At 66.2% G+C, this 26,493-nt stretch carries 28 protein-coding genes and 1 pseudogene; 12 read left to right on the plus strand and 17 right to left on the minus strand.

The annotated features are described in order from the left end of the window. The first annotated feature begins 108 nt into the window (after positions 1 to 108). The 4 genes from ACZYZ4_RS08460 (at position 109) to ACZYZ4_RS08475 (ending at position 3,340) form a co-directional block, all read left to right on the plus strand. Positions 109 to 1,098 carry a hypothetical protein gene (locus tag ACZYZ4_RS08460; RefSeq protein WP_463859903.1) on the plus strand — a complete coding sequence of 330 codons (990 nt, stop codon included), beginning with the start codon at positions 109 to 111 and terminating at the stop codon, positions 1,096 to 1,098. Then, positions 1,098 to 1,529 (plus strand): phage holin family protein, encoded by a 432-nt coding sequence (locus ACZYZ4_RS08465; protein ID WP_463859905.1) that lies wholly within the window; start codon positions 1,098 to 1,100, stop codon positions 1,527 to 1,529. Before ACZYZ4_RS08460 ends, ACZYZ4_RS08465 begins: the two co-directional genes overlap by 1 nt. Further along, positions 1,526 to 2,134: a DUF3618 domain-containing protein gene (locus tag ACZYZ4_RS08470; protein ID WP_463859907.1), complete on the plus strand. Its 609-nt coding sequence runs from the start codon at positions 1,526 to 1,528 to the stop codon at positions 2,132 to 2,134. Before ACZYZ4_RS08465 ends, ACZYZ4_RS08470 begins: the two co-directional genes overlap by 4 nt. A gap of 93 nt (positions 2,135 to 2,227) precedes the next feature. Further along, positions 2,228 to 3,340: a YihY/virulence factor BrkB family protein gene (locus ACZYZ4_RS08475; RefSeq protein WP_463859909.1), complete on the plus strand. Its 1,113-nt coding sequence runs from the start codon at positions 2,228 to 2,230 to the stop codon at positions 3,338 to 3,340. A 196-nt stretch (positions 3,341 to 3,536) separates the two neighbouring features. Here the strand turns inward: ACZYZ4_RS08475 and ACZYZ4_RS08480 are convergent, their stop codons facing one another. The 6 genes from ACZYZ4_RS08480 to ACZYZ4_RS08505 all read right to left on the minus strand — a co-directional run bounded on the left by ACZYZ4_RS08480 (position 3,537) and on the right by ACZYZ4_RS08505 (position 8,577). Continuing rightward, positions 3,537 to 4,298, minus strand: coding sequence for a glycosyltransferase family 2 protein (locus ACZYZ4_RS08480; RefSeq protein WP_463859911.1), 762 nt, complete (start codon positions 4,296 to 4,298; stop codon positions 3,537 to 3,539). A 1-nt stretch (position 4,299) separates the two neighbouring features. After that, positions 4,300 to 5,700, minus strand: a complete 1,401-nt coding sequence (locus ACZYZ4_RS08485) for a PIG-L family deacetylase (protein ID WP_463859913.1) — start codon at positions 5,698 to 5,700, stop codon at positions 4,300 to 4,302. Next, on the minus strand, positions 5,694 to 6,821 hold the full coding sequence (locus tag ACZYZ4_RS08490; RefSeq protein ID WP_463859914.1) for an acyl-CoA dehydrogenase family protein: 1,128 nt from the start codon (positions 6,819 to 6,821) through the stop codon (positions 5,694 to 5,696). Before ACZYZ4_RS08490 ends, ACZYZ4_RS08485 begins: the two co-directional genes overlap by 7 nt. 52 nt (positions 6,822 to 6,873) lie before the next feature. Then, positions 6,874 to 7,353: a Dps family protein gene (locus tag ACZYZ4_RS08495; protein WP_463859915.1), complete on the minus strand. Its 480-nt coding sequence runs from the start codon at positions 7,351 to 7,353 to the stop codon at positions 6,874 to 6,876. Positions 7,354 to 7,519: 166 nt separating this feature from the next. Beyond that, complete coding sequence (locus tag ACZYZ4_RS08500; RefSeq protein ID WP_463859917.1) at positions 7,520 to 8,197, minus strand: O-methyltransferase; 678 nt, start codon at positions 8,195 to 8,197, stop codon at positions 7,520 to 7,522. Between the two features lie 56 nt (positions 8,198 to 8,253). After that, positions 8,254 to 8,577 carry a thiamine-binding protein gene (locus ACZYZ4_RS08505; protein WP_111907406.1) on the minus strand — a complete coding sequence of 108 codons (324 nt, stop codon included), beginning with the start codon at positions 8,575 to 8,577 and terminating at the stop codon, positions 8,254 to 8,256. 120 nt (positions 8,578 to 8,697) lie between these two features. On the opposite strand from ACZYZ4_RS08505, the gene ACZYZ4_RS08510 reads away from it, so the two are divergent. Both ACZYZ4_RS08510 and ACZYZ4_RS08515 read left to right on the plus strand, forming a co-directional pair. Continuing rightward, complete coding sequence (locus ACZYZ4_RS08510) at positions 8,698 to 9,333, plus strand: TetR/AcrR family transcriptional regulator (RefSeq protein ID WP_463859920.1); 636 nt, start codon at positions 8,698 to 8,700, stop codon at positions 9,331 to 9,333. A 163-nt stretch (positions 9,334 to 9,496) separates the two neighbouring features. Continuing rightward, on the plus strand, positions 9,497 to 9,715 hold the full coding sequence (locus ACZYZ4_RS08515) for a hypothetical protein (RefSeq protein ID WP_463859922.1): 219 nt from the start codon (positions 9,497 to 9,499) through the stop codon (positions 9,713 to 9,715). A 58-nt stretch (positions 9,716 to 9,773) separates the two neighbouring features. Here the strand turns inward: ACZYZ4_RS08515 and ACZYZ4_RS08520 are convergent, their stop codons facing one another. The 6 genes from ACZYZ4_RS08520 to ACZYZ4_RS08545 form a co-directional block, all read right to left on the minus strand. Beyond that, positions 9,774 to 10,142, minus strand: a complete 369-nt coding sequence (locus ACZYZ4_RS08520) for a hypothetical protein (RefSeq protein ID WP_463859924.1) — start codon at positions 10,140 to 10,142, stop codon at positions 9,774 to 9,776. A gap of 55 nt (positions 10,143 to 10,197) precedes the next feature. Beyond that, complete coding sequence (locus ACZYZ4_RS08525; protein WP_463859926.1) at positions 10,198 to 10,473, minus strand: hypothetical protein; 276 nt, start codon at positions 10,471 to 10,473, stop codon at positions 10,198 to 10,200. Between the two features lie 94 nt (positions 10,474 to 10,567). After that, complete coding sequence (locus ACZYZ4_RS08530) at positions 10,568 to 10,879, minus strand: AzlD domain-containing protein (protein ID WP_463859928.1); 312 nt, start codon at positions 10,877 to 10,879, stop codon at positions 10,568 to 10,570. Further along, positions 10,876 to 11,667, minus strand: a complete 792-nt coding sequence (locus ACZYZ4_RS08535) for an AzlC family ABC transporter permease (RefSeq protein ID WP_463860229.1) — start codon at positions 11,665 to 11,667, stop codon at positions 10,876 to 10,878. The genes ACZYZ4_RS08530 and ACZYZ4_RS08535 overlap by 4 nt, the downstream gene beginning before the upstream one ends. Beyond that, entirely contained in the window at positions 11,664 to 12,152 is a 489-nt protein-coding gene (locus ACZYZ4_RS08540) for a DoxX family protein (protein WP_463859929.1), read from the minus strand. The genes ACZYZ4_RS08535 and ACZYZ4_RS08540 overlap by 4 nt, the downstream gene beginning before the upstream one ends. A gap of 46 nt (positions 12,153 to 12,198) precedes the next feature. Beyond that, positions 12,199 to 13,107 carry a glycerophosphodiester phosphodiesterase gene (locus ACZYZ4_RS08545; protein ID WP_463859931.1) on the minus strand — a complete coding sequence of 303 codons (909 nt, stop codon included), beginning with the start codon at positions 13,105 to 13,107 and terminating at the stop codon, positions 12,199 to 12,201. Positions 13,108 to 13,157: 50 nt separating this feature from the next. On the opposite strand from ACZYZ4_RS08545, the gene ACZYZ4_RS08550 reads away from it, so the two are divergent. After that, the gene (locus tag ACZYZ4_RS08550; RefSeq protein WP_463859933.1) at positions 13,158 to 14,507 is read left to right on the plus strand and encodes a DUF445 domain-containing protein; all 1,350 of its coding nucleotides are present in this window, start codon (positions 13,158 to 13,160) and stop codon (positions 14,505 to 14,507) included. A 34-nt stretch (positions 14,508 to 14,541) separates the two neighbouring features. Here the strand turns inward: ACZYZ4_RS08550 and ACZYZ4_RS08555 are convergent, their stop codons facing one another. Together ACZYZ4_RS08555 and ACZYZ4_RS08560 are read right to left on the minus strand one after the other, a co-directional pair. Beyond that, positions 14,542 to 15,291 (minus strand): LamB/YcsF family protein, encoded by a 750-nt coding sequence (locus ACZYZ4_RS08555; RefSeq protein ID WP_463859935.1) that lies wholly within the window; start codon positions 15,289 to 15,291, stop codon positions 14,542 to 14,544. After that, on the minus strand, positions 15,281 to 16,084 hold the full coding sequence (locus ACZYZ4_RS08560) for a hypothetical protein (protein WP_463859937.1): 804 nt from the start codon (positions 16,082 to 16,084) through the stop codon (positions 15,281 to 15,283). The genes ACZYZ4_RS08555 and ACZYZ4_RS08560 overlap by 11 nt, the downstream gene beginning before the upstream one ends. Positions 16,085 to 16,237: 153 nt before the next feature. On the opposite strand from ACZYZ4_RS08560, the pseudogene ACZYZ4_RS08565 reads away from it, so the two are divergent. After that, positions 16,238 to 17,592: pseudogene (locus ACZYZ4_RS08565) on the plus strand (MFS transporter). A 63-nt stretch (positions 17,593 to 17,655) separates the two neighbouring features. On the opposite strand, the gene ACZYZ4_RS08570 reads toward ACZYZ4_RS08565, so the two are convergent. The 3 genes from ACZYZ4_RS08570 to ACZYZ4_RS08580 all read right to left on the minus strand — a co-directional run bounded on the left by ACZYZ4_RS08570 (position 17,656) and on the right by ACZYZ4_RS08580 (position 21,953). After that, complete coding sequence (locus ACZYZ4_RS08570) at positions 17,656 to 19,989, minus strand: glycoside hydrolase family 65 protein (RefSeq protein WP_463859939.1); 2,334 nt, start codon at positions 19,987 to 19,989, stop codon at positions 17,656 to 17,658. A gap of 81 nt (positions 19,990 to 20,070) precedes the next feature. Beyond that, positions 20,071 to 20,847 (minus strand): HAD family hydrolase, encoded by a 777-nt coding sequence (locus ACZYZ4_RS08575; protein WP_463859941.1) that lies wholly within the window; start codon positions 20,845 to 20,847, stop codon positions 20,071 to 20,073. Between the two features lie 488 nt (positions 20,848 to 21,335). Beyond that, positions 21,336 to 21,953, minus strand: a complete 618-nt coding sequence (locus ACZYZ4_RS08580; RefSeq protein ID WP_463859943.1) for an alpha/beta hydrolase — start codon at positions 21,951 to 21,953, stop codon at positions 21,336 to 21,338. 160 nt (positions 21,954 to 22,113) lie between these two features. Between ACZYZ4_RS08580 and ACZYZ4_RS08585 the strand changes: the two genes are divergently transcribed. The 4 genes from ACZYZ4_RS08585 to ACZYZ4_RS08600 all read left to right on the plus strand — a co-directional run bounded on the left by ACZYZ4_RS08585 (position 22,114) and on the right by ACZYZ4_RS08600 (position 26,475). Beyond that, the gene (locus tag ACZYZ4_RS08585; RefSeq protein ID WP_141002098.1) at positions 22,114 to 22,371 is read left to right on the plus strand and encodes a DUF6458 family protein; all 258 of its coding nucleotides are present in this window, start codon (positions 22,114 to 22,116) and stop codon (positions 22,369 to 22,371) included. 248 nt (positions 22,372 to 22,619) lie between these two features. Beyond that, a complete protein-coding gene (locus tag ACZYZ4_RS08590; RefSeq protein ID WP_463859945.1) occupies positions 22,620 to 23,423 on the plus strand; it encodes a DeoR/GlpR family DNA-binding transcription regulator in 804 nt (267 codons plus the stop codon). Beyond that, the gene (locus tag ACZYZ4_RS08595; RefSeq protein WP_463859947.1) at positions 23,420 to 24,430 is read left to right on the plus strand and encodes a 1-phosphofructokinase family hexose kinase; all 1,011 of its coding nucleotides are present in this window, start codon (positions 23,420 to 23,422) and stop codon (positions 24,428 to 24,430) included. Before ACZYZ4_RS08590 ends, ACZYZ4_RS08595 begins: the two co-directional genes overlap by 4 nt. Before the next feature lie 2 nt (positions 24,431 to 24,432). Continuing rightward, the gene (locus ACZYZ4_RS08600; protein ID WP_463859949.1) at positions 24,433 to 26,475 is read left to right on the plus strand and encodes a PTS fructose transporter subunit IIABC; all 2,043 of its coding nucleotides are present in this window, start codon (positions 24,433 to 24,435) and stop codon (positions 26,473 to 26,475) included. The last annotated feature ends 18 nt before the right edge of the window (positions 26,476 to 26,493 follow it).

The following is a 26,493-nucleotide window of genomic DNA, read 5'->3' on the forward strand; positions in this document are numbered from 1 at the left end:
TCAGGTAGGAATAGTACTTACCTTCCGTTAGTAACCATGCTTACTATTTTACGGCCAGTATCGCTGGTTCTTGATCAACAAGCGGCCTTCTTTGGAAAGAGAGCGAAGATGACAGAGAACCAATGGCCCGAGGATTCGGCTTACCCGGCTCCACCGGCCACTCCCGGAAACACGGGAGAACGCGCCCCCAGTACATTCCCCAGTAAGTCCCCCCCAACAGCTCCGCAGACCGGCGATCCCCACGGGACGTCCCGCACCGATACTGTCAGGGAAGAAGCCGGAGACGTGGCGCGGACAGCGACGGAGTCCGCACAGAGCGTGGCGGAAACCGCCAAATCAGAAGCGGCGAACGTCGCGTCGGAGGCGAAGGCGAATGCGAAGGACCTCCTGCAGCAGGCCCGCTATGACCTCACCGAGCAGGCCAGCGCGCAGCAGCAGAAGGTAGCCAGCGGCCTCCGGTCAGTCTCGGACGAACTGCACGCCATGGCGCGGGCGTCAGACCAGCCCGGAGTGGCCACAGACCTGGTCCGCCAGGCCGCGGAGCGTTCCTCCTCCGTTGCCGCATGGCTGGACGGCCGCGACCCCGGATCGCTCCTGAACGAAGTCAAGACCTTCGCCAGGCAGCGTCCCGGGACTTTCCTGCTCCTGGCCGCCGGTGCCGGCGTCCTCGCCGGGCGGCTCACCCGCAGCCTCAGCGCAGGAGCACCGGAGTCCGCCACGACCAGGACCGGCGGCCAATACGACGCGACCGTGCAATACGGCACCGGTGGCCAGTTCGACGGCACCGGCGGTCAATACGGCGCCGGCCCGGCCGGCTATACACCGTCGGGCGGTGGCACTGTCCCGCCGCCGCCGGTACAGTTGCCCGGCCCGGCCACCACCACGGCAGGGTTCGACGGCGGCGCGCCGGGGAGCAGCTACGGGGATCCTTCGCGTCCCGCCAGTCCCTTGGACAGCCCCCAACTCGCGGAACAGCCCTCCTCCGGGGACCGCCTCGCCGACGATCCCCTGGGCGAACGTGATCTCGCCGACGATCCGATGGCCAACGCCCCCCTGACCCGCGACCGCTCGGCGGACGGTCAGACTGGCAGGCCGTGATGAGCAGCCAGATACCGGAGCCTCCCCCCTCGGCTGCGCACGCGAAGGCGGACAACACGTCGTTGGGTGACCTGCTCGGTGAGGTGACTCGCGACCTGTCCACTTTGATGCGCCAGGAAGTAGAGCTTGCCAAGGCCGAACTGAAGGAATCCGCCACCAAGGCAGGCAGGGGCGGTGGCATGCTTGCCGGCGCCGGCGTAGCTGGGCACTTCGTGCTGCTCTTCCTGTCGATCGCACTCTGGGTCGCGTTGGGCGAGCTGATGGGACTCGGCTGGTCTGCCGTCGTCGTCGCAGTCCTCTGGGGCGCCATCGCCGCAGTACTGGCGTCGGTGGGCCGCAAAGAGCTCAAAGCAGTCAAGGGCATGCCCCAAACCGCTGAAACACTCCAGGAAATTCCCCCAACCCTAAAACCCGGTGAGGTACAACGATGAGCGACAACCCGGACGACATCCGTTCAGATATAGAAGCAACCCGCGCCCGACTGGGCACCAACGTGGACGCGGTGGCGGACAAAGTGACGCCGTCCAACATCGTCCACCGCCAAACCGACAAGGTGAAAGACGCCGTTTTCGGAGTGAAGGAGAGAGTCATGGGAGCAGCCGACGACGCCACCACACGCGTCCACAGCGGCGTCCACGCCCGCACTGACAGCGCCGGCAACGCACTCACCGATGCACGTGAGGCCATCGGTGACGCGCCGCACCAGATGAAGGCGAAAACCCAGGGTAACCCGATGGCCGCGGGCTTGATCGCGTTCGGAGCTGGCCTGCTCCTGTCGTCACTGATCCCCGCCAGCGAGAAGGAACGCGAAGCGGCGGACGCCCTCAAATCCGCAGCCGAGCCGCTGACCACCGAACTGACCGAGGCCGCCAAGGACATGGCCGAAGGCCTGAAGGAACCGGCACGGGTAGCCATGGAAAACGTCAAGGCCACGGCCACCGACGCCGCCGAACATGTCAAGGCGGAGGGCCAAGTGGCAGCGGCCGACGTCAAGGACCGCGCTACCGACGCCAAGGACCACGTCCAGAACACCTGACCGGCGGTAGCCCCGCCAGCAGCATGATAGACAGGCCGGTCTCCCTTTCCCGGGAGGGCCGGCCTGTCCATTACCAACCCGTGAGGACACCCCGTGGCCGCTCAAGACTCATCCGAAACCAGCACTGCCAAGGCGGACCAAGCACCCGCGCCCGACGACTCCCGGAAACCGGACAGCCCTGCCGATGTCACTAAGCCGGCTTGGAAGTACATCGCCAAAAAGACCCTTCGGGAGTTCACTAAGGACCAGTGCCCGGACCTCGCTGCTGCCCTGACGTATTACGCCGTGCTGTCCTTGTTTCCTGCGATGCTCGCGCTCGTTTCTCTGATCGGCCTTTTCGGGGACCCTGAGAAAACAACCACTGCCCTGCTGGAGATCGTGCGGGGCTTCGCCCCTGCTGAGACGGTCAATACCGTTAGCGGCCCAGTTGAGGAGTTAGCTAACGCACCCGCTGCCGGGCTGACACTGTTCATCGGACTCGCCACCGCGCTCTGGTCCGCCTCCGGGTACGTTGGTGCTTTCGGTCGGGCCATGAACCGGATTTACGAGATCGATGAGGGCCGTCCGTTCGTCAAGCTGCGCGGAACCATGCTCGCTGTTACGCTCGTCGCCGTAGTCATCGTGGCCCTCCTGGCAGGCATGCTGGTGCTCAGCGGACCTGTGGCAGAGGCAGTCGGCGGCCTCATCGGGCTCAGCGGTGCGTTCCTCACCGGCTGGAACATCGCCAAGTGGCCAGTAATGGTGGCGCTCATCATCGTCATCATCGCGGTGCTCTACTACGCCACGCCCAACGTCAAACAACCGAAGTTCAAATGGATGAGCCTTGGCTCCGGGATAGCCCTGTTCATTTTCCTGCTGGCCTCGCTCGGCTTCGCCCTCTATGTGGCCAACTTCGGCAATTACAACAAAACCTACGGTGCGCTGGGCGGCGTGATTGTCATGCTGCTCTGGCTGTGGATCCTGAACATGTCGCTGCTGTTCGGGGCAGAGTTCGACGCCGAGATGGAGCGGGGACGGCAGCTCCAGGCCGGAATCGAGGCTGAGGAGACCATCCAGTTACCGCCCCGGGACACCAAGAAAAGCGAGAAGATGCAGGAGCAAGAAGAGGACGACATCCGGCGCGGCCGCGAACTGCGTGAACGCCACCGGAACAGCGCCGATCAGGCGGAACCGGACGCGGAACCGGACCGCGCCCGGCGGGACTAGGCAGGACCCGCCACTTAGAGGAAAATCAATATCAGCAGATTCCTTCAGGCTTCCCGGGTCCTTCGCGTCCCGGGTGTCAGGCGGGGTCGGCGGCGAGGTGGCCTCTTCTGAGACCGAGGCCAGTCCCCCCAGTCGTCGTCGGCCCCCTCATTTTGTCCGCTTCTCAGCGTTCAGGTGCTTCCAACGTTCATGCTTCTCAGCGTTCGAACGCCACCGCGGACTCCATGCCAAGGGCCAGCAGATATGCGCCGAACCCCTGCGGCGCCCGGGCCTCGGTCCGCCCGGAAGTCACTACTCGGACCGTGTCCGTAGACGTTACACGGAACCCATGGCCGCGCAGCCGTTCCACCAGCGCACGGTCCTCATGCGAACGCTGACGGGGAAAGCCACCAGCCCGAATGTAGGCCGAGGCCCGCACCCCGAAATTCGCACCATACACGTGGGGATGGTCCTCCCCCAACGGATGCCGGACGTGCCAGCGCCTCAGGAGTTCGCTGTCCATGCCCTCCGGGTCCGGTTCAACCGTCCCCAGGACTGCATCTGCGCCGCGGTCAGCGAGTTCCACCTGACGCAGGAGCCAGTTTTCCGGAACGCAGGAATCGGCGTCGGTATTGGCCAGCCATACCCGTTCCACAGCCTGCGTCCGGCCTGCTCCAGAATGCTCCGGCAGGGGTCCTGCGAGGAGCAAGTTGATGCCTGCACGCCGGCTCCTCCCGACGCTTCGGAACGCGACCGGCAGCAGGGTGATGCGGCGGCGATCGGCCGCCGCAACACGCGCCGCCACGGCGCCGGAACTGTCCGTGCAGGCGTCCAAGACCACCACGATGGCGACGTCCGTGCCTGGCTGGCTGTCCTGCAGGGCATCAGCTGCAGCTCTGACCGCTGCCAGGGCACGTGCCAGGTGCGGTTCCTCGTTATGGACCGGAACAACCACGGCAACCTTCGCGATCCTGTCCACGTCAGGACACCGGAGGTCCGGGATCGCCGGCATCGCCGGGAGCAACCAGTGTTTCCAGCACAAAATCGCGTTCCTCGTAGCGACCGGAGGTGGGCCACCGCAGCCGGTTCCGGGCCAGCGCATGGACCAAGTCGCCGTCGAGCTCCCAACCGGAAACCGGGTGCCGCCAATGGCACAGCAGCAGCGTGCCACCGGGCGCCATCGATTCCTGGATCCGCTGCAGCAGCAGCTCAAACTCCGCGGGCGACAGGTAGTAGCCCACCTCGGAGACCACCACGAGGTCATAGCTGCCCCCGGGCCAGTCAGCAGGGAGCGTCAGCTGCCGCGTGGAGACCCCGGGAAACGACGCGAGCCGCCGGGCCGCAAACTCAAGCGCGGTGCTGCTGGCATCTACGGCAAGCAAGCTGGTGCATCTGGTGGCCAATTCGGCGGCCAGAGTTCCGATGGAGCAGCCGATTTCCAGGCCCGACAGGTAGTTCTCCCGGGGCAGTGCGGAGAGGGTGAGGGCGCGCTTGCGCCGCTCGTACCAGCTGGTGGTGTACTCCCAGGGGTCCTCGGACCTCGAGTGCACGGCGTCGAAGATCCGTTGCGCGTCCGTGCTGGTGTGGGGAGGGGAGTGAACCGGGTGGGCCCCGGGCGGCGTCCAGGCGAAAGTCTCAAAGGCGCGCCTGAAATGCAGCAGCAGCCCCTCGCCGAGGAGCACTTCGTCTCCGGGCAACCCGGACAGCGGACGTATCTGGCTCGTGTGTGAGGCCATGGCGGACCTCTTCGCGGCCTGCTGATCAGCACCCAGCGGAACGCGCGCCCAGGACCGCCAGGCCGGGTCCTCCGGGGAAGCCCACAGCCAGTACCAAATGGGATACTCCAGCAGAGCGTGCCCACCTTCGGCGGCGACGCAGGCGGCCACCGCTCCGAGGACGTTGTGGTCCGCGTGGCCGTCGTCGCGGTACGGTGCCACAATTGCCAGCTGGTGAGGTGGTCCGGGGAGCCGGCCGATGGCCTCACGCAGCCGGGCGGCGATTTCCGGCTTTCGGTCCTGTAGGCCCCGGTCCGGCAGCCCGAGGAAACGCCAGCGACCGGCTAATCCCAGGACTCCCATCGCAGCCGAAAATTCCTCAATCCGGACAGCGGCAAGCTGTTCAGGCGTAATAGTCGCCGAGTCCGGGTGAGAGCCCTCCCCTGCTGTGCAAAGCAGCACCTCGACGTCGGCGCCCAGCGAGTGCAGCAGCGCCAGCATGCCCCCGGCGCCCAGGGTCTCATCGTCGGGGTGCGCAGCCAGTACCACGAACCGCATGGCAGCCAATTCCTGCTGTCCCAAGGGCAGCTCCGCCATCGCCGCGAGCCCGCTTGCCTCCCAGCGGGCCTCGTCAGTCCCCTGGTCCGTGTGCGAGAAGGTCACCACAGCTGTTCCCCCTTCAGCGTCAGCTTTCCCAGCTGCGCATCGTCCCGCATGGCATGGTGCTGGCGCACGTACAGCGCCAGGTCCGCCATGCGCTTGGCATAGGGTTCGTCGAACGCCAGCGGCGCCGGTCCCCGGTTCCGGCTGACCAGGGACAGGACACGCTCGACGGCGGCAGCTACGGTTCCGCGCACACGTAACGCTTCGCTCCACGCGCTCCGGTCCGCCGCCTCTATTTCTTCCCCGGATTCCCGTTGGGCCTCGCCAGTTTCCGGTGTATCTTCCCCGGCGGGCAGGCCGCCGTCGTTGGACAGCTGGCCACCGTCGATCAATGCTGCCGTACGCGCAAGATACTGAAGCGTGGCCGTGAGGATCCTGTCTGTTTCGCCCAGGGCAGCCAGCGCGATCTGGTCAGGTTCGCGGCCGGACTGAGCGGCGGCGGCCAAGGAGTCCTTGTAGTTCCGCGCCACGCCCACGGCGCCCCCGAGCCAGCAGGCAGCTACCCCCATGCCGCCCCAGGCAAAACCGGGCCGGCTGAAATACCAGCCGTCGCTGCCCACGTGTTGTGCGGGCACCTGGCTGAAATGGACTGTCCCACTGGGAATCTCCCGCAGCCCGCGTGCCACCCACGCCGGCTCCTCGCACGTCACGCCCGGATCCCGGAGGTCCACCGCGAAAGCCGCCCTGCCTCCGGCTTCAGTGTGGGCAGTGATGACAGCCCGGTCCAGGAGGGGCGCAAGTGAACACCACGGTTTGGATCCGCTCAGTAGAATTCCGGCGTCGCCGGTCTTGGCGTCGAGGCGAAGTCCCGGGCCTTCCGCGGCAAACACTCCCCACGCGCCCGCGCGGTCGGCCGGATCGTGGCCCGCCTGATGCTTCCCCGCCTGGGCAAGGATCGCGAGCGCATCCATATGCGGTTCAAAAACGCGGCCCGCGGCGACGTCCACGGCGGAGACGGAAGCGAGCAGTTCCCAGAGGTGGGCAGTCTGCCCGCACCCTGGCAGCGGCCAGTTGCCTCCCGCGTTCCGGGCCAACGACAGCAGCGCGGGGACGTCGCCTGCCGCGGAAGCCACGGAGTCGAGCAGGGGAACCGTCCAAGCCAGTTCCGTTTGAGTTGAGACCATGCGGACAGGCTGGTGGGATGATGCAGGCATGCTGCCGCCTCTCCGGCCCGGCCTACTTTGCCGCCGGTTCGGTGACGGCGGCGGACGGAGTCATGGTTTCCGCGTTGACCATCCACGCGAGCTGTTCCAGGCGTTCAATGGAGGCATGCAGCAGGTCGGTGCTGGTGGGATCCTCTTCATCCACCTCATCGTGGACATCCCGCATGGTCTTCACCGTCCGCTCCAGCCTGGCCGTGACCAGTTTGACGGCGTCCTTCGTGGAAATCAGCCCGCCGGTGAGCTCATCAAGGCGCGTGTCTGCGGCTACGGTCTGGCTCCGCCCGTCGGGCAGGGCGTGCAGGGCCCGCATCCGCTCCGCCACCTGGTCGGCAAACAGCCGGACACTGGCGATGATCTCGTCCAGCTGCAGGTGAAGGTCGCGGAAGTTGGTGCCCACGATGTTCCAATGGGCCTGCTTGGCCTGGAGATGGAGCTCAATCAGGTCAGTGAGGACCATCTGAAGGTTGCTGGCAAGGGTGGGTGATGCTTTCATCGTTTTCCTCCACTGCAGGCGGTTCCGGACGGGACATCGGCCGGACAGTCATTCTAAGCATACTTAGCAATATTCGGATGAACGGATGCTGTCGGCGCCCAGGACTCAGCTGCTTGGGGCAGGGGCTCGCGGTTAGATGCTCGGGGCGACCGCTCGGGGTCAGCACTCAGCGGACGCGCGCCAAGGCGAACCCGTCCCAGCCTTTGGACCCGACAGTCTGGATCACGGTGGCATCGAGCTGCGGATGCTGGCCCAGCAGTTCAAGGGCGCTGATGATCCCAGGGGCGTTGATCTGGTCCACGGAAGGATCCAGCACGGCGCCCTCCCAAACGGCGTTGTCGAGGACCACCACGGTTCCCGGCCTGCCCAGGCGCACAGCCCACTCAAGGTACGCTGCGTCGTTTTCCTTGTCCGCATCGATAAACACAAAATCGAAGGGTTCCTGGCCTTCCGCCTGCAGCGTGGCCAAGGTGTCCAGGGCGGCGCCCACCCGGACCTCTACCTTGTCTCCCAACCCGGCCGCCTCCACATTCGCCTGGGCGATGTCCGCATGTTTGGCGAGGTATTCGCACGTCACCAGCCGGCCGCCGTCGGGCAGGCCCTGCGCCATCCAGATGGTACTGAACCCGGCCAGCGTGCCGATCTCCAGCACCCGCCGGGCACCGGACAGTTGGACCAGGAGCTTAAGTAGCTTGCCGGCGTTGGGCGTCACTTCAATGGGCGGCATCCCGGCGTCGACGGCGGAGCGCACCGCCTGCTTGAGCGCACTATCGGGATGCACCACGGTAGTTGTGAGGAATTCTTCCACTGCCAGCCACCCTGGCTGGGACTTGTGCTCAAACATGGCCACAGTCTGGCATGCAGGCAAGCGATGGTCTAGGACTCGGCGCAGGAACCAGCCTAGGAACCGTCTGCGAGGGCCTCTTCGAGGCGGTCCACCTTGGCGCTGAGCTCGCCCTCATAACCGGGCCGGATGTCCGCCTTGATGACCAGTGAGACACGGCTGCCAAACTCTCCCACGGCTTCGGTGGCGCGCTTAACGACATCGAACACCTCGTCCCATTCACCCTCGATCGTGGTGAACATTGAGTCCGTCTGGTTGGGCAGGCCCGACTCCCTGACGATCCGCACGGCGGCCGCAACGGCGTCGTGCACTGAAGCGTCGGTGGGACGCGATCCCCCGGCGGGCGTACCTGACGGGGCGACTGAAAATGCAAGCAACATAGGGCAAGTCTGTCATGCAGCCCACCATGAAACGGGTTTGGCGAGGCTGGCGAAGCGTCACATAGCCGGCTACCCTCCGGTAACCATGATGGCTGCCTGCTGCATTGCTAACCTGAACGAATGAGCATTGCTGTCGTCCGCAAGCCACTACGCGCAGACGCTGCCCGGAACGTGGACAAGATTATCCTGGCCGCGCGCCAGTGCTTCCGCGAGCATGGTCCCGAGGTTCCCCTCCAGACCATCGCACTGACGGCAGGAGTTGGCCCGGCCACCCTGTTCCGGAACTTCGCCGACAAGGAGGAGCTGGTCCTGGCCGCCCTCAACCGGCAGCTCCGCGAGACCGTGGACCCCGTCATGGCGGACGCATTGGCCGGCATCGACGCAACTGCGGGACTGCTGCGCGTCCTCGAAGCCATCATGGCCGCGGCCAGCGCTGATGCCAACCTGCTGGGCGCCGTTGCGGGCCGCCGCGAACTCCTTACCGGGATCACCGGCTCGCTGATGGATTCCATGAGCGTCCTGCTGGGCCGCGGCCAAGGTCAAGGCACGCTGCGTTCCGATATTTCCATGACTGACATGTTCCGCCTGCTCGCCATGCTGATCGGCGTCGTGGACACCATGGAGCCTGGTTCCGATGCCTGGCGCCGCCCCCTGGCACTGATTGAGGACGCCATCCGCACTGAACGGCCCCACCGCCCGTTGCCCGCGCATGTGCCGCTGCCCGCCCCGCAGCTACAGGGTCCACAGTTCACCTGACACCCCGCGCCTGAGCACCCGCCGGCACCGCCACGGGCGCCCCATTGTTGGTGTCGAAACGTTGGATTAGACTTGAGTAGGGTTACGCAGCCAGCCTCTGAATCTCCAGAGGGAGCATAGTGAAAAACATCCAGCGCAGCCAATCCAACGCCATGGTCCGCCGATGAACCAGACGCATTTGTCCCGACTCATCCACGATCCCCGCGGCCCGGAAGAGATCCTTCCTTCGCTGGCAGCGGAGGAACTGGCCAATCTTCTGGACGCCCTCTACCAGAACCTCGATACTCCCACGCCGGTGTTTGATGCGCAGGCGTGGTACGAGCTGGCCGTCGAAGAAAGCGCCCGCCGGACCGGGTCGCCAGAGGATGAACAAACGGCCTGACCGGCCTGCGCCTCGAACCCGGAGAGTGGCACTGCGGAGCCGCCGATGATGAACCCCGTCAGCTGCCGACGCCTTCGGGGTCTTTTTCTTGAGGCTGGGATTTTTGAGAGTGGGATTCCTGGGGCTGGGGTTCCTCGGGCGGGGTTTCCTGGCGCCCGGCGCTGGCTTTCCCATCCGCTTTGCGGGGCTCCTGGTCGTGCTTGTGAGTCTCATGATCGTAGTGGTGAGGCACGTGCTCCTTGGCCTCCAACAGGTGCTGCTGCAGCTTCTCCTCCGCGTCGCGGCGGCGCCGGGAAGTATCCCGCAGCTCCCGCGTCGATTCGGAGACACTGGTGTCGTACACCGGCCGCGGCTTCGGGTCCGAACCCTGGGAGTTGTCGGTACCGCTGTCCGGGTCGGGTGCGTTGGGCCCAGGCTGTTCGTTCATCTAAGTGGCTCCTTTCGTCCGTGCAGACCGCATCACGCCGGCTTTCGTCCGGCCGTCAATCGTCCGCTTCCGGTTCCCGGTTTCGGAGCTCGGCCCGTAATGCCGCGTGCAGGGCGGTGATATTCGATTCCTGGCTGACATCCAGAGCCTGCCTTATTCGCTCGGAGAGAAAATCCAGGTCCTCTGGCGGCAGATCGGACAGGGACCGGAACCGGGTAAAGAAGCGCTTGACCGGTACCCCGGCGCGCCAACCAGCAACAGCCGGGCGGCGGGTTTTGCCGGGTCTTGCACCGGCCGGGTGCAGTCTTATTTCCATGGTCAGCGCTCTCACGAGAGTCCACGGCCAACTGCATAGCCAGCCTCATGCTACAGCGCAGGCGAGCCGCACCACCAGTGGTTTGGTGTCGGTTTCACCGGAGGGGCGGTCAGTTCCATCCGATGAGCCGTAGCAGAGCTGCGGCACCGGCACCCACCACGACCACCAGCAGGAAGGGCGCACGGAAGGCCAGTGCGACGGCGGCGGCGGCGAGGGCTCCCAGCCGCGCGTCGGCGGCCAGGGTCTGGCCGGAGGCCACAGTGTTGAGAATGGTCAGGGACGCCAGCAGTCCGATGGTCAGCGTGCCGGCAATACGCGACATCCGGGGGTCCTTCAGCAGCTTTGCCGGGACGAAATAGCCCACCAGCTTCCACGCGTAGGCAAGGACGCACGCCAGCAACAACCAGAGCCAGAGATTCATGTGCCCGCCCGCCCTGCCTGCCCGTGGCCGTCCCCGTGCAAGTCCCGATGCGTGACCCTGTTTTTGTCCCGGTGCCCGTGGTGCGTGTCGTAAGGATCCACGTCCGGTTCCAGGCCTTCGTCACTGCGTCCGTGGCTAAACCAGCCGATCAGCGCGGCCACCACAGCGGCAATCAGGATGGGCACGCCCGCGGGGACGAACGGCACGGCAACGACCGTGGCCAGGGCGCACACCACGGCAATCACCGCCGGCTCCCGGCCCTTGAGGCGCGGCCACAGCAGGGCCAGGAATGCGGCCACGGCGGCACCGTCCAGGCCCCACTGTTTGGGATCACCCAATCCGCTCCCCGCGAGGGCCCCCACGGCGGTGAAAAGGTTCCAGAGTACGTAGATGCCAATGCCGGCCGTCCAGAAACCGCGGCGTTGCTCATCGGGGTCAGTCTGCCCGCTGCTGGTGGCGGTGGACTCGTCAATGGTGACCTGCGCGGCGACATACCGCCGCCAGCCGGTCGGATGAAGGAGGGCGTTGAGCTGCATGCCGTAGATGCCGTTCCGCATGCCCAGCAGCGTGGCCGCGCTCATGGCCGCAATACCGGAGCCGCCGCCCGCCACCACACCGATGAACGCGAACTGTGAACCGCCGCTGAAGAGCAGCAGGCTGAGCGCCATGGTCTGCCAGAAATCGAATCCTGAGGTGACGGACAGCGCGCCGAAGGAAATCCCGTAAAGCCCCGTTGCGATGCTGATCGAGATTCCCACCCGCACGGCGGGCGAGGCGAGCAGCTTCACCGCCGTCGTCCCGGTTTCCGCAGGCTCCAGGCCCACAGGATCAGCGGCAGCTGAAGCGGCAACCTGACGGTATGCACCTTGCGCTGCGCCGGGGAACCGGCGGGACCATAGGCGCGGCGAAGGGCGTCCACGTGGCCGGCCAGGAATACGGCGAACATGGCAGTCACGGCGGTGGCAGTTGCGCGGCGCGTCACCGGGATCAGGAGGCCGACGGCGGCACCCGCCTCCAGCAGTCCGCTCACCGCAATCCATTCCTCCCGTGACATCACCGCCAAGGGCCGCTTGCCGCCGTTGGGCGTTGGTATTTCGTGCCCGTCCGGCAACTCGCCGCCAGCACTTGGCGCCTCGCGGCAAAGATAATCAGGGACCACCTGCTCGAAGAACCGTGGCTCGCGGAAGTGCTTCATGGCGCTGGTCATCAGCAGCGCGCTCATGGCCGCCGCGGAGACTGTTTGGGTGGCCCGGGCGGACCATCGAAAAGGCATGGGTCCACTCAATCACAGCGGACCTCCGGGGACTAACAGCACCGGCTCAGGACGGCAGCTGGACCTGTTGCCCGCTCGACTGGAGCTGCGCCAGAACGCTGGCCGGTTTGTTCGTGGTGATCTCGTGGATCCCCAGCCCTTGGCAGAGCGCCACATCCCGCTCCGAATCCACGGTCCACACGCGGAAGCGGCGGCCTGATTCCAGCCAGCGCTGCACGGTACGGGCGTGCTCGCGGACGTACATGATTCCCGGTCCCGCGAGTCCCACCTCGCACTCGTCCAAGATGCGTTCGCCTTCCATCTGCGCGGCCTTCATCACGTTGGCAAGTGCGCCTCCAGACAAGGGGCCGAGGTTTAGCTCGTCGCGGAGTTCGTCGACGTCGATGTCGTCTACCAGTTGGCAGATGAATTCGGCCGGCACGCTCCGGAGCAGATGCTTCACCGAATCCGGGCTGAAGCTCATGAACGTCACCCGGACGTTGTCCACCGTGGAGGTACCGGCGTCCCAGCCTTCGCCCCGGAGCACGTCCAGCACGCGGTCTTCCAGTTTCAGCTGATATGGACTGGGGTGCTTGAGCTCGATTGCCAGTGCGATCGGCCGACCAACGCCGCGCAGGATGTCCAAGAGTTCCGGCAAGGTGAGGAACTGCTCAGACCGGGCACCGTATTTCTCCGGGATCCTGACGCCCTTCCAGGACGAAAAATCCAGCAGCCGCAGCTCTGCCAGCGTGCGGTCCGCGACGGGCCCGGTCCCGTCCGAAGTCCGGTCAAGGTTGGCGTCATGCAGCAGCACGGCGTGCTGGTCCCGGGTGAGGTGGACGTCGCACTCCATCCCGTCAGCGCCGTCGGCTATCGCTTGCAGGTAAGCGGCGCGTGTGTGCTCGGCAAATGCCGCGCTGGCGCCCCGGTGGGCGAAAACCCGTGGCCGTTCCGGCATAGACTCCTCGAATGTCATGAGGACACGCTAGCGGACGCGGCCCGGCGGCGCGGGGTTAGGCTGGGCACATGCAGGTGAACTCTGAGCCAACTACCCGCCAGTCCCCGCCCGGGCCCGCAGGTCCCGCGCCGCTGTCCCCCCAGGCGAGCGCCGCCGTCGTCGGTCATCAACTCAGCGCCGGCGACGCCGAAAAGGCGGCAGCGCTGCGGAAAATGAAGCTTGTGGCGCTGGGACTCCTCATTGCCATGGCGGTCATTTTTGTGTTCGCGTTCGCGCTGCAGAAGGAGTATCCGTGGCTGCAGTACGTCCGCGCCGCGGCTGAGGGCGGCATGGTGGGCGCGCTGGCCGACTGGTTCGCCGTCACCGCGCTGTTCAAGTACCCCATGGGCATCAAGATCCCGCACACCGCCATCATCCCGCGCCGCAAGGACCAGATCGGGGCGTCGTTGGGTGAGTTTGTGGAGACCAACTTCCTGTCGGAGCAAGTGGTCCAGGACAAGCTGGCCAGTGTGAACGTCGCCCGGAAGGCCGGCCAGTGGCTCGCCGGGCCGGGTGGCGCCGAGCGCGTGGCGAAGGAGGGTGCCGCCGTCATCCGCGGCGCGTTCAAGGTTTTGAACGACGACGACGTCCAGGCGGTCATCGAGGGAATGGTGCGTAAGCACCTGCTGGCCCCGCCGTGGGGACCGCCCGTAGGCAGGATGGCGGAACGGATTTTTGCCGACGGACACCACCACAAGCTGGTGGACTTGCTGGTGGACCGCGCCGCGGACTGGGTGGACGACAATCACGAAACCGTCAGCCGGCTCGTGTCGGACCGCTCCCCCGCCTGGGTCCCGCAGTTCGTGGACGGGCTGGTGGGCGACAAGGTTTACGTGGAGATCCTCAAGTTCGCGCGCGCCGTGCAGTCCGATCCGAACCACCAGGTGCGGCAGCAGATCGACAAGTACCTGAACGATCTCGCGCAAGACCTTCAGCACGATCCCGCGATGATCGCCCGGGCCGAGGACATCAAGGCACAGGTTCTGGGAGACCCGGAGGTCCGCGAGCTGGCCTCCCGCACCTGGGGAACTGTGAAGAGCGCCCTGCTGTCTGCGGTGGACGATCCGGACAGTGAACTGACGGTGCGGTTCAAGGCGGCAGTGCGCGATTTCGGCTCGCGCCTGGTTAACGACGCCGACCTTGCCGGCAAGGTCAACACCTGGATCGGCGACGCCGCCGGCTACCTGGTCCGGACCTACCGCTCCGACATCGCCGGGGTGATCACGGATACCGTGGCCCGTTGGGATGCCGAGGAAACGTCGCAGAAGATCGAGCTCCAGGTGGGCAAGGACCTGCAGTTCATCCGGATCAACGGCACCGTGGTGGGCTCACTGGCCGGGCTGGTCATCTTCAGCGCGGCGCACCTGGTCTTCGGTTAGCCGCGCCTTCCCCACTGGCGCGAACGGCTGGCGCCTACGCGAAGGATTCCAGCTCTACTCCGGCCGCTTCGAGCCCGGTACGAACACCGGCGGCCATCTCCACAGCCCCGGGAGTGTCGCCATGGATGCACAGGGAATCGGGCCTGACCTGAACCACCGTTCCGTCCACGGCCACAACTTCGCCCTTCGTCGCGAGCCGCACGGCGCGCTCAACGATCGACTCGACGTCGTGCAGGACCGCACCCTCCTGGGAGCGCGGCACCAAGGTCCCGTCCGCCTGGTAAGCGCGGTCCACAAAGGCCTCAACAAAAATCGGGTGGCCGGCTTCCTTGGCCTGGATCAGCAGCTGCGAGCCCGGCAGTCCGAGGATCGGCAGGCCGGGGTCGTAGGCCTGGATGGCGGCAACCACGGCGGAGGCCTGCTCGGCGTCGTGAACCAGGCGGTTGTATAGGGCGCCATGCGGCTTGACGTAGTCAACGGAGGCACCAACGGCGTGCGCCACGCCGTCGAGCGCGCCCAACTGGTAGAGCACGTCGCCGAAAAGCTCGTCGAAGGACATGTCCAGCGACCGACGGCCGAAGCCAGCCAGGTCCCGGTATCCCACGTGCGCACCGACGGTCACATCAAGCTCGAAGGCGGCGCGGCAGCTGTCCAGCATGGTGATGGGGTCGCCTGCGTGGAAGCCGCAGGCCACGTTCGCGCTGGTCACCAGCCGGAACATCGCGGCGTCGTCCCCCATGTTCCACGAGCCGAACGATTCGCCGAGGTCAGCGTTAAGATCCAAAGTTGTTGCCTTCCAGAGTACGTTTTTCCGGTTCCGCCGCCATGGCCATGAGCTCCCCCGGGATAGTGTCCGGCATGGGGCCGAAAGCTTCCTTGGCGTTGGCCACCACGGCGCGGCCCATTATGAGGTTACCGGCACCGCCCACCACCGCGCCGATGCCAAACGGAAGCGCCCGGCCAAGAAGCGCCGTTCCTTGGCGCTTGAGCAGGTTCTTGAGGAAGGCCTTCTGAATCTTGTTCCGAATGGCACCGAACCCCGAGGGCATGGACTTGGTCAGCACGTTGCCCCACGTCTGCGTGGCACTGGCTCCCTTGCCCAGGGCCTGGCCGCTCAGGGTTCCCAGCAGGGCAGTGCCCTCTTCGCCCAGCATGATGGCCATCACCATGGTGCTGGCCTTTTCCGGGTTGGTCAGGCGGATACCGTGGAGTTCCGCCAACGACGTGGCATAGAGGGCTGTGGCTTCGAGGAAGCCAACGGCAGCCGCGGCGGAAAGCCCCAGGGAAGCCACAGTTCCGACGCCGGGTACAACCGCGGTTGCCCCGACGATCGCACCGCCACCGGTCACCGCCCGCAGGTAGTCGCGTTCGAGGATCTCCGCGAGCCTGGCGGCGCTGGCACGCGGATGTTTGCGTTGCAGCCGCCGGACGTAGGCGAGCACCAGCGGCCGCTGGATTTCGACTGCCCGGAGGAGCATGTTGTGGGCTCCGGGTTTCGGCTTGCCGTCGGCGTCGAACACCGCGTTGTGGGCGGTCTCCTGTGCGATACGTACTGCGGGATTGCTGCGCTTGGCCATGGTCACCTCTGCTTCGGTCCTTCTTGTGTCCGCCGGCAGTTTTGGCTGCGGCCCTGCCTTAACACTAAGGGTGATTAGGACTAAGCGGTCCCGGCGCCAGCCGAACCATGCCGTTGAGTTACGCGAAAATCCGGCCGAGCCTAGACTTGCCCTATGCCCACACTCCAAGCCCTGCGGCCCTTTGCGCACCGCGAGTACCGGGTCCTCATCGCGGCACTGGCCATCTCCATCTTCGGATCGGGAATGTGGGCTGTCGCCATGGTCTACCAGGTGATTCACCTCGGCGGCGGCCCGCTGGAACTGTCCCTGGTGGCCACTGCCGGCAGCATCGGCCTGGTGGCCTTTGTCCTCGCGGGCGGGATCGCCGCTGACCGCGTACCGCAGCGGCTCCTCATCATTGCCGTCGAAGGTGCCAACCTCGCCGTTATCGCGGCGATCAGCGGTCTGGCCATGGCAGGGTGGCTGCAGCTGTGGCACCTCGCCGTGGGCAGCTTTGTCCTGGGCGTGGGCGCCGCGTTCTTCTTCCCCGCCTACTCCGCGATCCTGCCACGTATCCTTCCGCCCGAAGACCTGCTGGCCGCCAACGGCATGGAGGGGACCATGCGGCCCATCCTCCAGCAGGCGGCCGGACCCGCCGTCGCGGGCGTAGTGGTTGCGGCGCTTTCGCCGTCGCACGCCGTGACCGGAGTGGCCACCTGCCACCTGCTGGCGTTTATCATCCTGAACTTCCTTGGGCGCCATGCCCTCGAGGCGCCAGCGAACGGGGCCGACGGCGGGGCCCACGTCGGGGCCGAACGCGGGAGCGCCGGGGCCGACGCCGACGCGTACACAACAGGCGCCTCGAAGACGTCCTTCTTCCTTGACCTCCGCGAGGGCGTCACCTACACCATCCGCACGCCGTGGCTGCTCTGGACCTTGCTGTGGGCCTGCGTTTCGGTGCTGTTCCTGATTGGCCCTATCGAAGTGCTGATGCCGTTTGTGGTCCGCGACCAGCTCGGCGGCGACTCGAGCATGTTCGGCTTCCTGCTGGCCGTCATGGGCGTGGGCGGTGCCGTCGGCTCGCTGGTGACCGCGTCGCTGAAACTGCCGCGCCGCTACCTCACGGTGATGATGGTGTCCTGGGGCGCGGGCAGTCTGCCGCTGGCCGCCGTCGGCGTTCTGGACAGCTTCTGGACCGTGGCCGCCGCGATGTTTGTGTTCGGGGCCACCGGAAGCGTGGGCATGGTCATCTGGGGCACGCTGCTTCAACGGCGCGTGCCCAGCCATCTGCTGGGACGCGTCTCCAGCCTCGACTCTTTGTGTCCCTCGCGCTTATGCCGGTCTCCATGGCGCTGGCCGGACCGGCGGCCGAGGTGTTCCCGATTTGGGCAATCTTCCTCTTCGCCGGCGGCGTCTGTCCCGTCCTGGCGGTGATCGCCATGATCGCCGCCCGGATGCCCGCCGACGAGCTGGCCCACCCGCTGGACAAGCCAGTTGAAGTGGAACGCGCGACGGCGGCAGGAGACTGACGCTGCCTGCGTAAACTCAGGCGTGCAATCACCTGAGGCGCGGAACCACCTCAGGCGGGATCCTCACCTCACAATGGGGAGGCTCGCCGTCGGGGGTCCGCTGGGGAAGACAGTGCGCTCCGGAACCTCAACAGGCTCCAGGGCAATCCGGACCGGTTCCGCGCCGATGCTGAGCACCTGGCCGCGGACATCCACGTCAAGCGGTCCGCCGCTGTGGACGCTGAGCGTGAGTGCACCGGCGTCGAGCTCCACCAGTAGCAGGCGGCCCTGGATCTTCAGGTGGAACGACAGTGCCTCCCACTCGGCAGGGAGCCGCGGATCGAAGAACGGCAGGTGGCCCTGGTCCCGGAGCCCGGCAAAGCCGGAGACCAGCGAGCTCCAGATTCCCCCAGCGGAGGCGATGTGCACCCCGTCGATCGTGTTGCCATGGGTGTCGTCGAGGTCGATGAACAAGGCGTTCGTGAAGTGATCCAGCGCAGCTTCGGGGTGCCCCACCTCGGCAGCCATGATTCCCTGCACGCAGGCGGACAGCGTGGAGTCCCCGGTGGTGATGGGATCGTAGAAATCAAAGGCCCGGCGCTTCTCGTCGGCGGAGAAATCCTGCCACTGCAGGAACATGGCCAGCACCGTGTCTGCCTGCTTCAGCACCTGGTGCCGGTAGATCACCAGCGGGTGGAAGTTCAGCAGCAGCGGGTACTTGGACCGGGGAGTGGTCCAGTCCCACGATTCCAAGGTCATGAAGTCGTTGTCCTGCGAGTAGACCTGCAGGTCGTCGTCGAAGGGCAGTTGCATGCGCGTTGCGGCCTGCTTCCACAGCTCGCGTTCCGCGTCGTCGATCTCCGGGTGGTCCAACGCTGCGGCGGCGCGGAGGTTAAACCGGGCCATCACGTTGGTGTAGAGGTTGTCGTTGACAACTGCCGTGTATTCGTCCGGACCGGTAACACCGTGGATGTGGAATTGCCCGTCCTTGCCGAAGAAGCCCAGGGAGCTCCACATGCGGGCGGTCTCGATCAGCAGTTCGGCGCCCATGCCTTCGCGGAAGGTTTCGTCGCCGCTGGCCCACAGGTAGCGGTTGGTGGCGAAGGCGATGGCGGCTGCGATGTGGAACTGCGCGGTGCCGGCGGCGTAATAGGCGCTGGCTTCAAGGCCGTTGATAGTGCGCCACGGGAACAGCGCGCCGTCAACGCTTAGCTCCTTGGCCCTGATCTTGGCGGCCGGCAGCATGTCATGCCGGAACTCGAGGACCTGGCGGGCGCCGTCGGGGTTCGTGTAGGTGAGGTAGGGCAGGAGGTAGACCTCCTGGTCCCAGAAGTAGTGCCCTTCGTAACCTGAACCCGTGACACCCTTGGCGGGGATGCCCGCGACGTCGGCCCGCGCCGTGGCCTGCGCAAGCTGGAACAGGTTCCAGCGGATGGCCTGCTGGAGTTCGGGCTGGCCGCCCACCACGATGTCCGAGGTGGCCCAGTAACCGCGGTAATGCTCCCGGCTCTCGGCGAAGATGTCCTCCACAGGCCGGAGCCCGGCTTCGGCGGTTTCCGCGGCGTCACGGTCCGCGTCCTGAACGCCGCGGCCGGCGGCATAGCTGACGCTCTTGTCCAGCCGGAACGGCTCGTCGGCCCGGACGGCCAGAACATAGCGGACGCTGCTGTCATCTTCGCCTGCCACGGTTTCGAAGGGCTGGTGTCCGGCCGAGGTCCAGTGGTCCACGGCCATGCCCACACGCTGCCCTGATACGGCCGCTTCCCAGGCGAGGCGGAGCGAGCCGTCGCCGCCGTCGATCCTTACCGGCAGCAGGACCCGTCCTGCGTGACGGCCTGCCCGGCGCGGGTCATGCGCCGAGTGGTCCTCCACAGGCTGGTCCTGGCGGTTAATGACAGACGACGTCACATCTGCCGAAACCTCGCGGTCCGACGCTACTTCCAGCGAGATGCCCAGGCTGCCGCGCGAGGCGAAGCCCACGGCGCGGCGTTCGGTGGTGGTCACCGTGGCGCCGGACCGGCACAGCCAGGTGATGCGGCATTCGTAGATGCCGGTGGAGAAGTCAACGGAGCGGCGGTAGTCCAGGACGGCCGATTCGGCGAGGGTGAGGCTCTCGCCGTCGATGATCACCGTGAAGTTGTTCGCATCCGGGATGTAGATGATCCGCTGTCCGGTCCGGGCGAAGCCAAACGCATTCTCCGCATGCTTTATGTCCCAGATCTCGTGCAGGCCGTTGATGAAGCTGCCCGGAAGGTCGGCGTCCGCGGCCGCCCCGTGGGCGCCGCGGATGCCAAGATGCCCGTTGCCAAGGGCAAAGAGCGTTTCCAGCGTGCCCGCGCTGCCCGGCTGGTGGTGTGTTTCCACAAGCTGCCAGGGGGTGTTGGGGAACCGTTCACGGTCCGCGGTGATAAGAGCCATGGTGTTGGGATCCTTTGGCGTTGTGCGGGGCGGGGAGGTGCTTCGTGTCTGAGGCCGGGGAGCGTCAGGCGGCGATTGGTGTTAGAGCAGTTCGTTGAGGTCGTTGACCACGCTCGTGGCCCCGGCGTCGAGCAGGGTCTGCCTGCCGGCGCCGCGGTCCACGCCGATCACCGAGTGGAACTGCCCTGCGTGTCCGGCCTTGACGCCCGAGACGGCGTCTTCCACCACCACGCATTCTTCGCTGGGCAGGCCCAGCAGTTCCGCGGCGTACTGGTACGTGGCCGGGCTCGGTTTGCCGGGCAGGCCTTCGGCCGCAGCAACCACGCCGTCAACCACTATTTCGAAGTGCCCGTTCAGGCCGGCTGCTTTAAGGACAGCCGGTGCGTTCCGGGACGAGGAGACGACGGCGACCTTGAGTCCGCGGTCCACGGCGGCTTCCAGGAAACGCACCGAGCCTTCAAACGGCTCGACTCCGGCGCTGACGATGTCGTTGAAGACCGTGTTCTTCCGGTTGCCCAGTCCCTGGACGGTGGCGTTGGCTGCGTCCTGCCGGGTGGCGTTCTCCGTGGAACCTTGACCGGTCGTGCCGTCACTTGGCGCACCTTCTGGCAGCACGATGCCGCGGGACGCCAGGAAGTCCCGAACGCCGTCGAACCTGGGCTTGCCGTCGATGTGATCGAAGTAGTCGTCTTCGCGGTAGCCGGGCACTTCCGGACGGGACGCCAGGAAGACCTCGAATAGTTCCTTCCACGCCTGTTCATGGACGGTGGCCGTGGGAGTCAGCACGCCGTCGAGGTCGAACAGGATGGCGGAGGCCGTGGTCCAGCTGGTGCTTGGGGTTTTCAGAACGTCATTCATGCGCGGTGTCCTTTCAGACGGCGGGCAACAGGAGGGATGTCACGGGCAGGTTCGTTGGGCGGTACGTAAATAGGCGGAATGGTACAGCGGGCAGAAAAGCGGCGGGCAGCAGGGCGGGGTCCGAGCAGGAGCGGGGAGGGCGGCCACGATGCCGCCGGGTCAGCAGGGGCGGCTGGGGGCCAGGGTGAAAACCGCGGCAGGCCGGTGGGCTGCTGTTGAGCGTCTTCTTCCATCATGGGCGCCTTTGCGCGGCCTGACAACCTGGCGGAGCAGGGCCGGCGGCGCAAGGCGGGCAGGAGGCCTGGCACGTGGCATGTGTCCGGCTTCCCTTTCCGACGGTTTCAGCGGCCCGCAGGAGTGAGCCAACGACGAGTGTAAGCGCTTAAAAATTTGGCGCGCAACTGTTTTTTCTCGGGTTGCCATTCTTGGGCACGCGCCCCGCCTGGTACAGAGGTCAGCCGAGCACGCCGTTGAGCCGTGCCCGCAGGTCAGCCGAGCACGTAGTGGCGCAGGAAGGCGCTGACGTCCACTATCTCCGTCTTGCTCATGGCGTGGCCCATGCCGGGATACGTCCTGGCGGTCAGCCGGGTGGTTTCATTCAGCCATTGTCCGGTGTAGGCCGTGGCATCCTCATTGATTACCAGGTCGGCTTTGTCCCGTCCCCAAAAGAAGGGCGGCGGGGTTGTGAAGGATTCGGTCAGCGAGAGCAGTTCGTTTTCCAGCACAAAACCGGAGAGGCCCACCGTTGCCTTGTAATCTGCGGGATGAAGCCGCAGCAGCGTGCTGGCCATGGCCATTCCCTGCGAATAGCCCAACAGACTCACGCTGCTGTGCTGGCCCCTGACTGAGTTGATCCACGCCTGGACCGTGTTGGTGGCGGTGATGACATCCGCGAAATCGTTGACCAGGAAGTAGTCCAGCAGGAACCAGCCGTAGTGGTCGCCGATCACCATGGGGGCCCGCAGCGCGACACAAGTGAACTCGGCCGGCAAGTATTCGAACAGCCGCACCATCCGCGACTCATCGGTGCCATAGCCATGCATCATGACCAACAGCGGTGTGCCGTCCCGCTCAGCCTCCGGCTTGGACCATACAACTGTCTCCATCGGATCAGCCTAGCCAGTGCGGGCCACTGAGCAGGCGCGACGCTCACCCCGCGGCCCGCCTAAATGATTGAATCGCACCCGGCCGGGCTGTAGCGTGTGCATAGGACAGCACGCTTATCAATTTCGGCACCATAAGTACCCGAACATCAAGGAGCAAGTCATGAGAATCGGTTCCTCCATCTTCCTTATCGCGCTCGGCGCCATCCTGGCCTGGGCCGTCGCCCCGGGATTAATCCCCTTCGTGGACCAGGTCTTGATTGGCTACATCCTGATGGCCGTTGGTGTCATCGGGCTGATCGCCTCCCTGATCCTGGCCTCGCCTGGCCGCAGCCGCCGGGTCAGCGAAACCCGCTCGGTGGTTGATCCCAACACGGGCGAGCGCATTACCCGCAACGAAAGCCGCGACGGCGGCATCTAGGCTCCAAACCAACCCGAAAGCCGGGCCGGACCGCAAGGGTCCGGCCCGGCTTTTCCGTTTCCGCGCGGAGGCTCCGGCCCGGCTTTTCCGTTTCCGCGCGGAGGCTCCGGCCCGGTTTTCTGTGTTTTTGTGGCTTTCGTTGACAAACCCACATAGGCACAGATAAAGTCAAGTAATTCAACATCATGTGATGCCAGTCACTGGACTGCAGGGCACTGGGGATCAGCACTTTACGCAATGGAGGGTACGTGTTCGCCGAGGAGCGCCAGCAGAAGATCGCCGAGCTAGTTGCCGGTACCGGCCGGGTCAGCGTGACCGTGCTGGCCGAGCGCTTCCGCATCACCACCGAAACCGTCCGCCGCGACCTCGCCACCCTCGAAACCACCGGCACCGTGCGCCGTGTCCACGGCGGAGCAGTCGCGGCCGACCGCTTCAGCACCACCGAGGAAAGCATCAACGAACGGACCATCCAGCGCCCGGACCAGAAGATGCGCATCGCGCAGGCGGCCCTGGCCCTGATCCCCCAGGCAGCGTCCGGCAGCATCCTGCTCGACGCCGGTTCCACCACCGAAGCGTTGGCCGACCTCCTGTCCCGGCGCACCGCCGTCGAGCCTTCCGCTACCGAACCCGGCGCCGAACTGGTGGTCATCACCCACGCCGTTCCCATCGCAGCGAAGCTTTCCAACACTCCCGGAATCGCCCTCCAGATCCTGGGCGGCCGGGTGCGCGGCCTCACCCAGGCCGCCGTGGGGCAGTCAACCGTGGAGGCCGCGCACCGGATGCGCCCGGACATCGCCTTCGTCGGCACCAATGGCATCCACCCCACCTTTGGCCTCAGCACTCCCGATCCTGAAGAAGCCGCCGTCAAGGCAGCCTTCGTCCATTCGGCGCGCCGCATCGTGGTGCTGGCCGATTCCTCCAAACTGGACGCAGAAACCCTGGTCCAGTTCGCCTCCCTGAAAGATCTGGATACCTTGATCACAGACAGCGAGCCCAGCCCCGAACTGGCGGCAGCCCTGACCGAGGCCGGCGTTGACGTGGTGATCGCATGATCGTCACCTTCACGGCCAACCCCAGCCTGGACCGCACGGTGGCCCTGCCAGGCCCCTTGGAACGCGGCGAAGTCCAGCGCGCCATCTCGGTAAGCCAGGAATCCGGCGGCAAGGGCGTCAACGTCTCCCGTGCCCTGGTTGCCTCCGGCCTGGAGACCATAGCCGTGCTTCCGGGAGCCGAAGGTGATCCCGTCCTCGCCGGGCTGGTCCACGACGGCGTGCCGTTCGCGGCCCTTCCCATCTACGAGCCGCTGCGTACCAACGTGGCGCTCACCGAGCCGGGCGGGGTGACCACCAAGATCAACGAGCCCGGACCCATCATGGATGCAGACCAGCAGGAAGCCCTGATCGGCCTGCTGCTGGAACGCGCCCGCGGCGCCAGCTGGGTGGTCCTGGCAGGTTCCCTGCCTCCCGGCTTCCCAGCCGACTTCTATGCCACCGTCACCCGGCGGTTGCGGACTGCAGCGGGCGACGGCACACCGCTGGTCGCCGTCGACTCCTCCGGCGGCCCGCTCGTCGCCGCCGTCTCCGGCCCCTCGCCGGATGGCACTTCACAGGACGGCGTGTCCGGGAAACCGGACCTCCTCAAACCCAACGCCGAGGAACTGGCGGAACTGGCCGCAGCAGCCGGCTTCGCCACGGCGTCAACCGCAGACGAACTTGAAGCGGATCCGGAGGCTGCCGCAGCGGCCGCCGCCGCCGTCGTGCGTTCCGGTGTGGCTGCCGTGCTGGCAACTCTCGGATCCAAGGGAGCTGTCCTGGTAACGGCCGACGGCGCGTGGCTGGCCACGCATCCGCCGGTCGCCGCGGTCAGTACGGTCGGCGCGGGCGATTCGTCGCTGGCTGGCTATCTGCTCGCCCACGGCCAGGGCGCCGCCCCGGCCGATTGCCTCCGTCAGGCAGTGGCACACGGTGCCGCCGCCGCTTCCCTGCCGGGTTCCAGTGTCCCGGCAGTCCACCAAACCACCCCGGATGCCGTAACCATCACGGCCCTTCGAAAGGATTGACAGTGACTCAGCTCATCACCACCGAACTGGTCGAGCTCGACCAGAACCTGGGCACCTCGCCCGAGGACGTGATCCGGCACCTGGCCAGCAAAGTAGCTGCCACCGGCCGCGCGTCAGAAGTTGAAGGCCTCTTCGCCGACGCCTTCGCCCGCGAACAGAAAACTGCCACGGGCATCCCCGGCGGCATCGCCATCCCGCACTGCCGCTCTGCTGCGGTCATCGAACCCACGCTGGCCATGGCCCGGCTCAACCCCAAGGTGGACTTCGGCGCCAAGGATGGCCCCGCGGACCTGGTCTTCTTCATTGCCGCCCCGGACGGCGCGGACCAGGAGCACCTGAAGCTGTTGTCCAAGCTGGCCCGGTCCCTGATCAGAAAGGACTTCACTGCGGCGTTGCGTGCGGCGTCCTCCCGCGAGGAAGTCGTGGAACTGGTGGAGGGCGCGCTGGCGGACAAGCCGGCTGCGCATGCTGCTCCTGCATCTGTCGATGCGGCTGCTGCTGGCGTTGCTGCTGCCGGGGCCGGCGCCGCCGCCGGTGCGTCTGCAGCCCGGCCGAAGCGCCTGGTAGCTGTGACCGCCTGCCCCACCGGCATCGCCCACACCTACATGGCCGCCGATTCACTGGTTGCCGCTGCCCAGGAAATGGGCGTGGACCTGCAGGTTGAGACCCAGGGATCCTCCGGCGCCAAGCCGCTGGACCCGGCGGTCATTGCCGCCGCTGACGCCGTGATTTTCGCGGTGGACGTGGATGTCCGCGGCAAGGAGCGCTTTGCCGGCAAGCCCGTCATCAACGCGCCCGTCAAGCGCGGCATCGACGAGCCCGCCAAGATGGTGCAGGAGGCCCTCGCAGCCGCCGAGAATCCGAATGCGCGCCGCGTCCCCCACTTCGGGGCGGAGGAACAGGCCGAGAACGAGGCCACCGAAAAGGGCGAGCACATCGGCCAGAAGCTGAAGAAGGCGCTGCTCACCGGTGTCAGCTACATGATTCCGTTTGTGGCCGGCGGCGGCCTGCTGATCGCCTTGGGCTTCCTGCTGGGCGGCTACGACATCACCGAAGTCGCTGACAAGGTGGTGGTGGAGAACAACTTCGGCAACCTTCCCGAGGGCGGGCTGGCCATTTACCTCGGTGCTGTCCTGTTCAAGATCGGTGCCCTGTCCATGGGCTTCCTGGTACCCGCACTGGCCGGCTATATCGCCTACGCGATCGCTGACCGCCCGGGCATCGCGCCAGGTTTCGTCGCCGGTGCCGTAGCAGGCTTCATGGGTGCAGGCTTCCTCGGCGGCATCGTCGGCGGCCTCCTCGCGGGCTACATGGCCCACTTGATCGGTACCTGGCAGGTACCGCGCTGGCTCCGCGGCCTGATGCCCGTGGTGATCATCCCGCTGCTGGCCTCCATCTTTGCCTCCGGCCTGATGTTCCTGGTCCTCGGCGGTCCCATCGCCGGCCTCACCACGGCACTGAACTCCTGGCTGTCGGGCATGACCGGTGCGTCCGCCGTCGTACTCGGAATCATCCTTGGCCTCATGATGTGCTTTGACCTCGGCGGCCCGGTCAACAAGGTTGCGTACGCGTTCGCTGTTGCCGGCCTTAGCGCCGGCAGCGCCACCAACCAGGCACCGTGGCAGATCATGGCGACCGTCATGGCTGCCGGCATGGTGCCTCCGCTGGCGATGGCCCTGGCCACCGTCCTGGACAAGAAGCTGTTCAGCCTGGCTGAGCGCGAAAACGGCAAGGCAGCCTGGCTGCTGGGCGCGTCCTTCATCTCCGAAGGCGCCATCCCGTTCGCCGCGGCCGATCCGCTGCGCGTCATCCCGGCCAGCATGGTGGGCGGCGCCCTCACCGGCGCCCTCTGCATGGCCACCGGCGTCACCTCGCAGGCACCCCACGGGGGTATCTTCGTGTTCTTCGCCATCGGCAACCTGGTGATGTTCGTCGTCGCCATCCTGGCCGGAACCGTGGTCAGCGCCCTGGCCGTCATCGCCCTCAAACGCTGGGCGGCCGCCAAGCCCGCCGCTACCGTGGAGCCCGTTCCCGCGACGGTCTGACCTCGCCTTACCCACAAC

This window comes from Pseudarthrobacter adonitolis, assembly GCF_055412845.1.